The sequence below is a fragment of the Herbaspirillum camelliae genome (assembly GCF_001929405.1).
In the GTDB taxonomy this organism is placed as follows: domain Bacteria; phylum Pseudomonadota; class Gammaproteobacteria; order Burkholderiales; family Burkholderiaceae_D; genus Herbaspirillum; species Herbaspirillum seropedicae.
Genome location: NZ_KV880769.1, coordinates 3,984,735 through 3,997,686 on the forward strand (window position 1 = coordinate 3,984,735; position 12,952 = coordinate 3,997,686).

The 12,952-nt window shown below is 65.4% G+C and carries 12 protein-coding genes and 2 pseudogenes; 4 read left to right on the forward strand and 10 right to left on the reverse strand.

Annotated features, from left to right (window positions below; translation table 11 throughout):
• The first annotated feature begins 33 nt into the window (after positions 1–33).
• Positions 34–921: a LysR family transcriptional regulator gene (locus BGK68_RS17940; protein ID WP_075259881.1), complete on the forward strand. Its 888-nt coding sequence runs from the start codon at positions 34–36 to the stop codon at positions 919–921.
• A gap of 147 nt (positions 922–1,068) precedes the next feature.
• Here the strand turns inward: BGK68_RS17940 and BGK68_RS17945 are convergent.
• The 3 genes and pseudogenes from BGK68_RS17945 to BGK68_RS17955 all read right to left on the reverse strand — a co-directional run.
• Positions 1,069–1,563: pseudogene (locus BGK68_RS17945) on the reverse strand (LysR family transcriptional regulator); the annotation flags it as partial.
• A 15-nt stretch (positions 1,564–1,578) separates the two neighbouring features.
• Positions 1,579–2,082, reverse strand: coding sequence for an MFS transporter (locus BGK68_RS17950; protein ID WP_075258204.1), 504 nt, complete (start codon positions 2,080–2,082; stop codon positions 1,579–1,581).
• A gap of 40 nt (positions 2,083–2,122) precedes the next feature.
• Positions 2,123–3,331 (reverse strand): MFS transporter, encoded by a 1,209-nt coding sequence (locus tag BGK68_RS17955; protein WP_075258205.1) that lies wholly within the window; start codon positions 3,329–3,331, stop codon positions 2,123–2,125.
• 136 nt (positions 3,332–3,467) lie between these two features.
• Here BGK68_RS17955 and BGK68_RS17960 point away from each other — a divergent pair, with 136 nt between their 5' ends.
• On the forward strand, positions 3,468–4,055 hold the full coding sequence (locus BGK68_RS17960; protein ID WP_075258206.1) for a TetR/AcrR family transcriptional regulator: 588 nt from the start codon (positions 3,468–3,470) through the stop codon (positions 4,053–4,055).
• A gap of 30 nt (positions 4,056–4,085) precedes the next feature.
• On the opposite strand, the pseudogene BGK68_RS28375 reads toward BGK68_RS17960, so the two are convergent.
• Positions 4,086–4,409 (reverse strand): annotated as a pseudogene (locus BGK68_RS28375) (LysR family transcriptional regulator); the annotation flags it as partial.
• Between the two features lie 16 nt (positions 4,410–4,425).
• Positions 4,426–5,877 carry an MFS transporter gene (locus BGK68_RS17975; protein WP_075258207.1) on the reverse strand — a complete coding sequence of 484 codons (1,452 nt, stop codon included), beginning with the start codon at positions 5,875–5,877 and terminating at the stop codon, positions 4,426–4,428.
• A 97-nt stretch (positions 5,878–5,974) separates the two neighbouring features.
• Between BGK68_RS17975 and BGK68_RS17980 the strand changes: the two genes are divergently transcribed.
• The gene (locus tag BGK68_RS17980; protein WP_075258208.1) at positions 5,975–6,790 is read left to right on the forward strand and encodes a helix-turn-helix transcriptional regulator; all 816 of its coding nucleotides are present in this window, start codon (positions 5,975–5,977) and stop codon (positions 6,788–6,790) included.
• Between the two features lie 93 nt (positions 6,791–6,883).
• On the opposite strand, the gene BGK68_RS28065 is transcribed toward BGK68_RS17980, so the two are convergent.
• From BGK68_RS28065 to BGK68_RS17995, 4 genes are read right to left on the reverse strand one after another with little or no spacing between them, the layout of a single operon-like run.
• On the reverse strand, positions 6,884–7,024 hold the full coding sequence (locus tag BGK68_RS28065) for a hypothetical protein (protein ID WP_198937226.1): 141 nt from the start codon (positions 7,022–7,024) through the stop codon (positions 6,884–6,886).
• Between the two features lie 8 nt (positions 7,025–7,032).
• Positions 7,033–8,094 (reverse strand): MFS transporter, encoded by a 1,062-nt coding sequence (locus tag BGK68_RS17985; RefSeq protein WP_198937227.1) that lies wholly within the window; start codon positions 8,092–8,094, stop codon positions 7,033–7,035.
• Positions 8,091–9,083: an LLM class oxidoreductase gene (locus tag BGK68_RS17990; protein ID WP_233149336.1), complete on the reverse strand. Its 993-nt coding sequence runs from the start codon at positions 9,081–9,083 to the stop codon at positions 8,091–8,093. The genes BGK68_RS17985 and BGK68_RS17990 overlap by 4 nt, the downstream gene beginning before the upstream one ends.
• A 20-nt stretch (positions 9,084–9,103) precedes the next feature.
• Complete coding sequence (locus BGK68_RS17995; RefSeq protein WP_075258210.1) at positions 9,104–10,636, reverse strand: MFS transporter; 1,533 nt, start codon at positions 10,634–10,636, stop codon at positions 9,104–9,106.
• 174 nt (positions 10,637–10,810) lie between these two features.
• Here BGK68_RS17995 and BGK68_RS18000 point away from each other — a divergent pair, with 174 nt between their 5' ends.
• Entirely contained in the window at positions 10,811–11,698 is an 888-nt protein-coding gene (locus tag BGK68_RS18000) for a LysR family transcriptional regulator (protein WP_075258211.1), read from the forward strand.
• Positions 11,699–11,767: 69 nt separating this feature from the next.
• On the opposite strand, the gene BGK68_RS18005 is transcribed toward BGK68_RS18000, so the two are convergent.
• A complete protein-coding gene (locus BGK68_RS18005) occupies positions 11,768–12,949 on the reverse strand; it encodes an MFS transporter (RefSeq protein WP_233149337.1) in 1,182 nt (393 codons plus the stop codon).
• Positions 12,950–12,952 lie beyond the last annotated feature (3 nt).

The following is a 12,952-nucleotide window of genomic DNA, read 5'->3' on the forward strand; positions in this document are numbered from 1 at the left end:
TATCATCTAATAAATCTGTTTTGTAGATGGATAATGAATCTTAGGCAAATCGAATTCGTGCTGGCGGTCGCCGAGGAATCCAGCTTTACGCGCGCCGCGAGCCGGTGTCATACGGTACAGTCGGCCTTGAGTCATCAAGTGGCGCGGCTTGAAGATGAACTGGGTACGCCCCTGTTCGAGCGTACCTCGCGCCGCGTGCGCCTCACCCTGGCGGGCGAGGCTTTCGTGCGGCAAGCGCATGCTGCGCTGGAAGCCACACGTCGCATACCGGAAGAAGTCGCGGCAGCGGCCGGACAGGTGAGAGGCCAGCTTGCGATCGGCACGATCAGCGCCCTCGGCAGCATCGACATCGTGGCACTGATCGAGCAGTTCCATGCGCGTCATCCGCAAGTTGAGATCCGACTGACGCAGAGCGGCAGCGAAGAATTGCTGGTGCGGCTGCGTCAGCGGCGTCTGGATGTCGCCCTCATCGGCCTGTGGCAGGGGGAGAAGATCGAAGGCATGGCGCACCTGCGGATCGCGCAGGAGAGGCTGGTCGCGCTGCTGCCACCGGAACACCCGCTGGCGTCTCGCAGACGTCTTACGCTCGAACGACTGGCGACGCTGCCGCTTGTGGACTACCCACAGGACAGCAGTGCCCGCCGCCAGACCGACAAAGCATTCGCTGCCGCTGGTGTTGCGCACCAGATCCATTTTGAGGTCAACCACCTGAATCTGATCGCGCAGTTCGTCTCGCGCGGTCTGGCCGCAAGTCTGGTTCCAGAATCCGTGGCCACGAAGCTGGATGGCGTCGTCCATGTGGCCGTTCAGGACGCTCCGAACCGTGTCCTCTATGTTGTCTGGCCGAAGCTTGCTTCTCCGCCAGCGAGCGCATTCGTTGCGCTGCTGCGCGAACAACTGGACTTCAGCAACAGTAAATAGATAGAAACAGGTCAGGCATGTGCTGAGCGTGGTATGAGGGAGCAACTGCATGCCCAATTCACCTTCCAGTTCCTTGATCGAATTCGACGGTGGCGACTGCACGACGGAGCGTTCTTCGGCAATAGCCAGGAAGCAGCGAAGACGTCGCAGCGGATCGCACCAAACGGGTTCGGCAAGAATGCCGTCGCCGACATCGGCGGACTGGGCAAATCCCACGTCGTACAGATCATCGTGCAGTCCCTTGATCTGCTGGGTGAGCGGGACTTCATCGAAGTGGATGGCGATCTCCGGGTCTTCCTGCCGGCACAGTGCCATTAGCGAGGAAAGGCGTGCCGGAGCAATGCCGTCGGACAGCGCGATACGCAACTGACCGTCATAGCCTGCGGCGGCGGCGCGCACGCTGGCGCGAGCTTGATCCAGTGTGGCGAACACGCGTGGCACGTGTTCGAGCAACAGCTTGCCGGCACGGGTCAATCGGGTGCTGCGCGTGGTGCGCGCAAACAAAGGCGCACCCAGATCTTCTTCCAGCTCCTTGATCGTGCGAGATAGCGGCGACTGATCGATATGCAGCCGTTCAGCGGCACGGGCGAAGTGGAGTTCTTCGGCTACGGCCAAGAAGCAACGTAGATGTCGCAGTTCCACGGCCGTCTCCTTCGCTCAAGTTGCTTCGCCGGACTGCGTAGCGTTCACCGCCTTACGCGGCAACGTAAGCGCTATCAGCAGTCCCAAGACCATCCCTGCCGCCGCCAGATAGAACGCTTGCTGTGCTCCCTGCGCGAGACCGCTGCGCAGCGGCTCGCCGTGCAGGCCGGATAGCCCGGCGTTCGCCAGTGCCACCAGCACTGCTAAGCCAATCGCGTTGCCCACGTTGAGTGTGGTCGAGGCCATACCCGAAGCGATGCCTTGCTCGTGATGGGCCACGCCCGAACTGGCCGCGATCCACATCGCCGTCCACACGATGCCTTGGCCAACGCCGGAGATCACCAGCCCAGGCACGATCAACACATAGCCCGCGCCCACAAAGGTGGCCGGCGCCATCGCGAGCGTGCCGACGATGCCGGCCAAGCTCCCCACCACCAGCGTGCCGCGCGTGGACAGCTTGTTTGCCAGCCAAGCATGTCGCGCGGAAGCCCCTGTGGACGCAGATGAAAACGTGCTCATGGCTTAAATCCTTGAAATGACGGAATCGGGGGAGCCGCAATCACGCGGCATCCGATACAGGCGAGCCATGCGTGCGCAGGCGCTGATGTCCCCACAGCGCCACGAGCAACACCACCGCACCTGCGCAGAGCGCGACGGTGAATCCAGCCCGTGCTCCACCGTCATCGACCACCTGGCCGGATGCAGCCGCACCCAGCGCCACGCCCACATTCAGCCCGGCCAGCAGCCAGGTCATGCCTTCGGTCAGCCGGTGCTCGGGCACCAGGCGCTCGACCAGCGACATCGCCACGATCATGGTGGGCGCGAAGAACAGTCCCGCCACCAGCACCGCCCCGGCCAGGGCGGCAACGCTGCCGACCAGCAGCAAGGGCACGGTGGTTGCGGCGGTTGCCAGCCCGCCCAGCAGCAACAGCCGATGCAAGGGCGTTTGCAGCTTGAGGGCGCCGAACAGTAGCCCGGCCAGGCAGGAACCCGCAGCATAGGCCGACAAGACCAGGCTGGCCGCCGCCGGCTGGCCCGCATGTTCGGCGAAGGCCACGCTCACGATGTCCACGGTGCCGACGATGACGCCCATGGCCACCATCAGCAGCGCCAGCAGTCGCACGTGCGCCAGCCGGATCACCGATCCCGAACCGTCCTTGGCGGCGTCTTGTGCCTCGACCGGCGGTTCGGTGCTGCGCTGCACGACCAGGGCGAACACACCCAGGATCAGCAACAGCGCCGCCGCGAGCGGGCCGGCTTGGGGAAACACCGCCACGGAAAGCCCCACCGACAGCGGCGGTCCGGCAATGAAGGTGACTTCATCGAACACTGTTTCCAGCGAATAGGCTGTCTGCAAGCGTGGCTGGCCTCGGCACAACGCTGTCCAGCGCGCCCGCACCATGGCCGACATGCTGGGCATGAAACCGGCCAGCAAGGCGCCGAGGAACAAGGTCCAATCGGCCATCTGCCACTTGGAACCCGCGATCAAGAGCAGAAAGCCGATGACGCTGATGGCCGTGGCGACTGGCAGCACGCGGCCTTGTCCACGCCGATCCACCAACCGGGAGATCTGCGGCGACAGCAGCGCGTAGGTCAACACGAAGGTGGCGGAGACGGCCCCGGCCAGCGCATAGCTGCCGCGCAGTTGCGACATCATGGTGATGATGCCGATGCCCGTCATCGGCAGCGGCATCCGCGCCAACAGGCCCGCTAGGGCAAAGCCTCTTGTGCCGCGTGCGGCGAAAAGTGCTCGATAAGGGTTGGCCATCTCGTTCTCCAGAGAGCATCCGCTTGCCAAGGCATCGCTATGCGGCAAAAATACATGCAAGGCGTATGAATAGAATCATATAATCATACGCACTGTTTGTAAATAATCATGCGCGTCGTATGTAAGGAGAAGATGGATGGTTCGCCGTACCCGCGCCGAGATGGAAGAAACCCGCGCCACGTTGATGGCGACTGCCCGCTGGGTGTTCACCGAGCACGGTTACGCCGACACTTCGATGGATGACCTCACCGCGCAGGCGGGCCTGACCCGTGGCGCGCTCTACCACCACTTCGTCGACAAGAAGGGATTGCTGGCTGCTGTGGTGGAGCAGATCGACGCCGAGACGGATCAGCGCCTGCAAGCCATTTCCGACACCGCCGAGGATGCGTGGGAAGGCTTTTGCAGGCGCTGTCGCGCCTATCTTGAAATGGCGCTGGAGCCGGAAATCCAGCGCATCGTGCTGCGCGATGCCAGGGCAGTGCTGGGCGGTGCCTCGCCTGACTCGCAGCGCCATTGCGTCGAGTCGATGCGGCGGCTGATCGACAAGCTCATCCAGCAAGACGTAGTGGACGACACTGATCCTCAAGCGCTGGCATCGCTGATCTACGGCAGCTTGGCCGAAGCGGCGTTCTGGATCGCCGACGGCGAGGATAGCAGGGCGCGTCTGGCACGCGGTATTGCCGCGCTGGAGTTGCTGCTGCGTGGGTTGTTGGTCAAGCGATAGCTTACGAGACACCAAGGCGACGCTGCCGCCGCGCACCGTCGCGGCGAGTTGCTGTTCCAACAACTGGGCGATCACTGGCCGCCACAGCACTAGGCTGAATCCCATGCCGTCGTCAAGCATCGCGTAGCACCCGCTGGTGAGTATGACCGAGCGCAGGTAGATATTGGCGGCCGCTTTCACGCTTTCGCGCGCCTGCTGCAAAGCGGCGCAGACGCGCCCCACGCCCCGTTCTTCCTCCAGTTCCTTAATGGCGCGCGACAACGGCGATTGCTCGATGTGCAGCTTCTCCGCCGCGCGGGCGAAGTGGCGTTCTCCGGCGACGGCCAGCAAGCAGCGAAGATGCCGGAGTTCCATCGCGCACCGTCTCTCGTCAGCGCGCCGACCTCTGCGTTCTCGCCAGCATCAGCAACAGCACGCAGACCAGCATGGCCGCACTCAGGTTGTAGAGCATCCCGGCCACGAAGGCCGCGACATACTGGCCTGCGTGCGTTGCTGCGCCATTACCGGCAAGTGCCGCGCCGAACAGGATGCCGACCACGGCCACGCCCAGTGCTGCGCCGACCTGCTGGACGGTCGAGATCACGCCCGAGGCCATGCCAGCCTGTGCGTCATCAACAAAGCCCAGCACCAGATTCAGCAGCGGCGTCATGATGAAACCCTGGCCCGCGCCGACCAGGACCAGTACGGGAATCAGCCGCGCAGGCACCAGCTCCGCGCCCGCTATCCGCACCTGCGCGATCAACAGCCCGATGGAAGCCGCATAGACCAGCGCACCCGCGACGATGGCGCGCGTTCCCCAGCGCGCCACCAGCCGCGGCGCGGACAGCGATGCCAGCACGAATCCCACGCTGCACGGCGCGAAGATGCTGCCCGCCTCGAAGGGGTCAAGCCCAAGCCCGGTCTGCACCAGCAAGGCGAAGCACAGGAAGAAGGAACTGGACGTGGAATAGACCAGCAGCACCAGCACCGCGCCCAGCGCGAATCGGCGCTGGACCAGCAAGCGCATGTCCACCAGTGGCAAGCCGCCCGCCATTCGTCGTTGTTCCTGCTGCCGATGGAACAGCGCCAGCAGCAACACCGCCACACCCAGCGACAACAGGCTCCAGGCCGGCCAGCCTTGGCCCGGCCCCTCGATCAGCGGCACCAGCAGCAGCGCCAACCCGGCGCTGACCAGTGCCACGCCCGTCCAGTCCAGCGTCGGGCGCTGTGGCGCGCGAGATTCGGGGATGTAGCGTGCCGCCGCGACGGCGAACAGACCGATGGGCACATTGATGAGGAAGATGCTGCGCCAGCCCAGCCCGAACAGGTCGGCATGCACCAGCCAGCCGCCCAGCACCTGTCCGGCAATGGCGGCCAGTCCCAGCGTCATCCCCAGCAGGCCGAAGGCGCGGCGGCTGTCGTCGCCCTCGAAGTTCACCCGAATGGACGCATAGACCTGCGGGAACAGCAAGGCGGCGGCCAGCCCTTGCAATACCCGTGCGCCGATCAGGAAGCCAGCGCTGGGCACTAGCCCGCATAAGGCCGAGGCCAGCGTAAAGCCCGCCATGCCGACAACGAACAGCCGGCGGCGCCCGAACAGGTCGCCCAGCCGCCCGCCGGTAATCAGCAGCACGCCGAAGGCCAGCTCGTAGCCGGCCACGATGAAGCCGATCTGCGCGAAGCTCGCGCCCAGCCCGGCCCGCATGCTGGGGATGGCGACATTGACCACGAACAGGTCGAAGATTGTGACGAAGCCCGCCAGCAACAGCACGGCCAAGCCGAGCCAGGGTGGGCCACTGACGGCGCGCACGGGCGGCGTCGAAAAGCAGGAATTTGAGTTCATCTTGCGTATCCAGGGTAAAGACACGATCATTCTCAATCCCTCTTTAAGCCATTACAATTTAACTGTTTATGCTATTACTAAAAGCAATGAGTAAGCGATGCGAACCTTGGAACGAACGCGCTCCAATCTGGCTGCTTTCCTGCGGACACGCCGCGAAGGGCTGGCGCCAGCCGACGTGGGACTGCCCAGCGGTGGCCGCCGCCGCACAGCAGGGCTGCGGCGCGAGGAAGTCGCTGCGCTTGCCGGCGTCGGCCTGACTTGGTACACATGGCTGGAACAGGGGCGCGACATTAACGTGTCGTCCACCTTTCTGGACAACCTGGCGCGGGTGCTGAAACTGGATGCCGCCGAACGTCGCCACTTGTTCTTGCTGGCCCACGAACGGCCGCCGGCCGAACCGGGCAAGACGTGGTGTGTGCTGCCACCGCTGGTGCGGCGCTTGATGCACGATCTGCCGCACCCGGCCTTCGTGCTCAACGTGCGATGGGACGTGCTGGGCTTCAACGCGCCGGCTGATGCGCTGTTCGGCTTCGGCACGCACGCACCCGAGCGGCGCAACCTGCTCTGGCTGCTGTTCACCGATTCGCTGCTGCATGCGCGCATTGACGCCTGGGAAGAACAGGCTCCGCTCATGCTGTCGAGCTTCCGCCGCGACTTTGCCCGGGCCATGCAGGAGGCGGACATTCACGCACTGGTGGACGAGCTGGAACAGGTATCGCCGGAATTCAAGGCTTGGTGGCGACAGCACGATGTGCATGCGCCCTGCAACGGCGTGCGCAAGCTGACGATCGACGGCCAGCCCGAGTCGTTCGAACACACCTCGCTGACGGTTGATGAAGACCGGCACCTGCGGCTGGTGGTGTATGCGCGGCAGCAGGACGCCGCCGTTCCAGCGGACTGCTCGGAATCGTGACCACTGCTCGATGCACCGCCATACGGCTGTTCGGGCGAAGTGGAGTTCTTCGGCCACAGCCAGAAAGCAGCGCAGGTGCCGAAGTTCCATCTGTCATTCCCTCCCACGCATCCGCGTGATGCGCGGCGTGCCAAGTTCTACCAGTGTCAGCGCCTTGAACACCAAGAACCCGCCCAAGGCTGCGGTCAGGCCCAGCACGATGGCGAACAGCGTGGCGCCATCGGCCAATCCCACCCGGTCAATCAGGTAGCAGCAGTCCCGCCGGGATATATCCGCAGATGTTCAGCACCGCATTGGCCTCGGCACGCCGTTCGTCGGGAACATGCAAACCGATCAACGTGAGGCCGCCCAATTGGCCCAGGCCCCTGTCCGGCACCTGCCAGCAGCGCCGCCGCCACCAGCATCGGCGCGAGCGAGGCATGCACGGCGATGCCCAGGCTTGTCATCGCCAGTACGGTGGCCGTGGTGCTGCCCAGGAAGATTGAGCGAATCGGCCAGTGGCGCACCGCGAATTGCACGCCGGTGGCGGTCAGGAACATGGCGCAGGCCATGCCCCCAGCGATCATGGGGCTGCGCACGTCGAGCAGCCGGGACAGCAGCGATGGCCCCAGCGTCAGCACGAACGAGGTTGCCGTGATGCCCGGCCCGAAGGTGGCGATGCCGTAGGCCAGATGCCGCCGATTGGCGGCGGGCACCGTGGGCAGCCGAAGCTGCAACGGCTGGCCGCTGGATCGAACCGGACGATGCAGGGGTAACAAGCAGGCCACGACCAGCGCACTGCCGAGGACGGCCAGATCGGTGCCGAACACCGGCAGGATCGGATGCGCCATCGTCTGCGCCAGGCCGCCTGCGAGCAGCGGTCCCAACCCGGCTCCGAATACCATCGACACCGAAGCCAGCAACGCCGCCTGGCGCCTACGCTCACTGCCGCCCAGGTCGCCGACCGCCGCCATGCCGGCCGATACCATGACGCCCACGGCAATGCCCGTCAGCAGGCGGGCGATGCCCAATGCCAGCACCGACTGCGCTCCGGCGAACAGCAGGCAGGCCGTCAGTGCGGCGAGCAGGCCGGGCAGCAGCATCGGCTTGCGGCCAAAGCGGTCGGATAACTGCCCGGCTACCAGTAGGGTGCTCAACAGGCCGGCGATGTAGAGGGCGAAGATCACCGTCAGCGTGCCGGTGGAGAAATCGAGTTCCTGCTGCCAGTGGACGTACAGCGGCGTTGGCGAGTTGGACAGCATGAATACCGCTGTCACCAGCCATGCCGCACCCCACATGGGGAGGGTGGATGCGCGGCCGGTCATGGCTGGGCCTCCCGGGTGCTTGACCGCGCCGCACCCATCGCCCCGACGGGAAACTCCGGCAGCACATGCTCGGCCAGCTCCGCCAGGACTTCGGCGGCGGGACGCCTTAGCGGCTTCAGGTTCAACGCAACGTGGGACACCCCGTGCGCCTGTTGCCGCTTCCAAAGCGCGATCAGCGCATTCCGGCCCGTGCAGATGCCGCGGTCTATCTGCACGGGCGCGTCCGGGTTCTCGTCGAGATCGAAGAAGATGCCGTAGCCATAGGGCTTGAACACCCGCCCATCGCCACTGGCGCGCCATTGCGCCAGCACGTCCAGCAGGCGGTCGAAATCGCTTTGATGCCAGATCCATCCGTCCATGTGCCGAGCGAGCCAGTCAATGTCCTGGCCGCAGCGGCCGATCGCCAGCGTCGGCAGGCGGTTGCCCACAGGCTTGGGCACAAGGTCGAGGTTTCCATCAAGCCGCCCGTAGTGCGCCGTCTGGTGCAGGGGGAAACGCTGCTCGGTCACGACGCGAAGCAGCGCATGCGCCTCCCGATAGCGTTCCACCCGGTTGTCGTAGCACTGGGCCAAGGCCGGGTATTCCGTTGCCGGGTCGTCCGTGGACAGCCCCAGCAACAGCCGGTCGCCGGAAAGCTGATCGACACTGGCCGCCTGCTTGGCGACCAGCACGGGATCGCGCAAGGTCATCACCATGCCGGCCGTGCCGATGGCGATGTACTGGGTAATTGCCGCCAGCCAGCCGGCATAGACCATCGGATCGTGGATTTGCCCCACATCCCCGAAACTGGGGTCGAGGAATGGCACGTCGCGCAGCCAGATGGCCGCGAAACCGAGTGCGTCGGCCTGGCGAGCCAAGGCCGCATGTCCCTCCAGCGTGGGCGCAGGGGAATCCGGGTAGCCTTCCAGCGGGGCAATGAAACCGAAGGTGAGACGTCCCGGCTGGAAGACCCGCGCATAGGCGCGATGCTGGGCGAGGTCGATGGGCAAGGACCCTGTCCCGACCAGACTCATGCCGTCGCTCCCGCGTCTTCATGGGCACGCGAACGGCCGAGCAAGGCGAACACCAGCAATGCTGTCAGTGCCGATGCAGCGGCCAGGACGTACAAGACCCAGCGGAATGCGTGGTCGTAGCTCGCCAGCAGCAAGGCACGCTCTCCGGTGACGAGGGAGCTGGCCTGTGCCAGATCGCCGAGCGCGGCACGGTTGGCGGCCTCGATCACAACGGCTGGATCAGTTGTGCCCAAGGCGCCGCGCAGCCCACCCTGAATCAGGAACGCCAGCAATGCGCCGGCTATCGCAATGGCGATGCCATCAGCCGAGACGCGCATGCAGTTGAAGATGCCGGTCGCCATGCCCGCGCGTTCCTTCTCCACCACGCTCACGGCCATACCGTCCATCAGTCCCCACGGCAGGCTGATGCCCATGCCGATCAGCGCCAGCGGCGCCACCAGCGCAGGGCCGGCACCGCCGGCCAGCACCTGTCCCAGCCAGACCAGCCCGACCGCCACCAACAGCAGCCCGACGCCGGACAGCACGCCGGCAGTGAACCGGTGCGACAGCAACGCCGCAAGGAATGGCACCACCAGCAGCGGCGCTGCCAGGGCAATCATCATTTGTCCGGCTTCAAACGCGCCTAGCCCGTCGATGCCGATGAAACGACCCGGGAGCATCACGATCAACGTGACGAAGAAAAAGGCTGGCGACGCGGCCAGTACCTGCACGCCGACGAAACGAGCACGACCAAATAGCGACAGGTCGAGCATCGGGCGGGCGACACGTCGCTCGATCCGCACAAACGTTACAAACAACAGAATTGCCGCGAGCAGCGATCCCGTCACCGTGGCGCTGCCCCAGCCTTGCTCCGGTGCCAGCAGGATGCCGTAGGTGAACAAGGTCAGCGCGGCCGTGAAACTGATGGCGCCCGGCCAATCCAGACCCGTCGCCTGCGGATCGCGGGATTCCGTGGCGCTGGCCCACACCAGGCCGAAGCCGGCGACCCCGATCAGTGCCGTGGCCAGAAACACCCAGCGCCAACCGGCAACCTCCACCAGCCAGCCGGCCGCTAGCGGCCCAAAGGCCAGGCCGATGCCGAACGTGGTGCCGAGCAGGCTGAATACCCGCGTGCGGATGGGGCCGTGGAAGGTCTGCGCCAATGAGGACATGGCGCCAGCGAAAGCGGCCGCGCCGCCCAGTCCTTGCAGCAGACGCAGGCCGTCGATCCACCCGACTGTCGGCGCCAGCGGGATGGCAAATGTCACCAGTACGAACAGCGCCAGGCCGATCAGCCAGACGCGCTTGCGGCCATAGGTGTCGGTCAGGCTGCCAGCGGCCATCATGGCGCTGCCGTAGGTCAGGATGTAGCCGTTGACTACCCAGTTCAGTTGCACCGCCGTTCCGCCCAGTTCCTCGCTGATGGAAGGCAGCACGACGGCCGGGCCGGTGAAGCACAACGGGATCAGGATGCCGGTGAGGCAAGCAGCGAGCAGTTGCAGCCAATCGCGGCCAGTGGTGCCGCGCGTGGCGGCCAAAACTTGTGTCATGAAAAACGTCCGCAGAGAGTCCGTAGAGGGACAGGCAGACATCACGGCCGTACTTGAAAGGCTAGGACAGCCGCGTCCAACCTGTGCAGCCGTTAGCGTAGACGCGCGCGCGATTAAGAAAAATAGGCTAAGGTTCCAAACATGTCGGACAAATATTCTTAGATCGGTGGCGAGATGGATTCCCTCAATGGCATAGCATTCTTCGTGCGAGCGGCCGAAGCCCGCAGCTTTTCGGAAGCCGGGCGCGTGCTAGGACTCTCGTCCTCCGCCGTGGGCAAGAGCGTGGCGCGGCTGGAAGAGCGACTGGGCGTGCGCCTGCTCCACCGCAGCACGCGCAGCATCACGCTGACGGCGGAGGGGGCGCTGTTTCTGGAGCGTTGCCGGCGCATCCTGTGCGAGGTCGAGGCGGCCGAGCTGGAACTGTCGGAAACCCGGCAGGCACCCCAAGGCAAGCTGCGCGTAAGCCTGCCGCTGGTCAGCGGCCTGGTCATGCCGGCACTGACGGCCTTCATGCACCGCTACCCGGCCATCGAAATGGACGTGGACTTCTCGGATCGGATGGTCGATGTGATCGAAGAAGGCTTCGATGCCGTCATCCGCACCGGGGAGCCGACGGACTCCCGGCTCATGTCGCGCCCGCTGGGCACCTTCAAGCTGCTGTTGGTCGGCGCGCCCCGGTATTTCGCTGCGCGCGGTACGCCGCGCGTGCCGGCCGACCTCGCGGGTCATGCCTGCCTGCAACACAAATTTCCGAGCACCGGCAAGTTCGAGCCGTGGCCCTTGCGTTGGCCACAAGGCGAGGCGCAACCCAGCCTTTCCGCGTCGATGGTGTGCAATACCACCGAGGTCCTGGTTCACGTCGCCCGCGATGGACTCGGCATCGCCTGCCTGCCCGACTTCATGGTGCGCGACGCGATCGCTGCGGGCGAACTGGCGACGGTGCTGGATGACTTCAACCCGCATCAGGGCACCTTCCGCCTGCTCTGGCCGTCGAGCAAGCACCTGGCGCCGAAGCTGCGCGCGTTCATCGACTTCATGGGCGCGGAGCTTTTCAAGCCCTGATCGGGATAGGGCCGCGCTAACTGCCGAGGCCGCCTCGGGAAGGCCCATGCCGATGCCCATCGCCTGCGCCTATCCCGACACGTCGATGCGACGTGCTGGCGCCTGCCGCATCTGCCAGAGCATCCAGCCAATCCCGAGGCCCACGGCAATGGCACCGACCCACGCCGTGCTGGTCAGCCCCAGCGCTTGCAGGCTGGCACCGCCCAGCATGGAACCCAGTGCAATGCCGCCATTGAAGCCAGCGATGTTCAGTCCGGCCGCCACGGCGGGCGCCTGCGGCGCATGCAGGTGCGAAAGGCCGATCACCCGCGCCTGCAAGGCCGGCACCGCCGCATAGGTCAGCGCACCCAGCAGGCCGGTCAGCAGCACCATCAGCGGCAGGGACGGCGCACAGGCCCAGATCGCCAGCAACACCACAACCAAGCCGACCAGCACCGTCATCACGGCCGCGTCAGCGCCCCTGCGATCGGTCAGCCGTCCGCCCCACACGTTGCCGATGGCCGCCATCACGCCGTAGCCCAGCATCAACAGGCTGGCCGTGCTTTCGCTGGTCTTCGTCACCTGCAACAGGAGCGGCGAGATATAGGTATAGAGCGAGAACGATCCCGCATAGGCCAACACGGTGATACCGGCGCCGGCCAGCAGGCGCGGATTGAACATGGCCTTGAGGCCATCCATCGCGTTAGCCTGCGCCGAGGCATCGGCGCGATCCGTCGGCATCAGGGTCAGCAGGCCCAGGAAACCAATCGCCCCGCTCGCAGCCACGGCCATGAAGATGACTTGCCAGCTCAACACGCTGCCGAGGTAAGTGCCAAGCGGCACGCCCAGCGCCAAGGCCAGCGTCAATCCGCCGAACACCACCGCCACCGCCGCGCCCGCGCGATGCCGGCCCGCCAGTTGTGTGGCCACGCTGGACGCGACGGCGAGAAACACGCCGTGCCCCAGGCCCGACGCAAAACGGGCCACCAGCATCGGCGTCAGCGCATCGGACACGCTGACCACCGCGTTACCCAGCGTGAACAGCGCCATCGCCACCAGCAGCAGCCGCTTGCGCGGCCAACGTGTGGCGAGTGCGGTCAAGCCCGGCGCGCCGATCACCGCGCCCAGCGCGTAGGCCGTGACCGCCGTACCGACTTGGCTGACGCTGGCATGCAGGTGGGCAGCAATGGTGGACACCAGCCCGATGGTGACGAACTCGGTGAAACCTAGGGCGAACGCGCACAACGCGAACACGTAGATAACGAGGGGCATGCG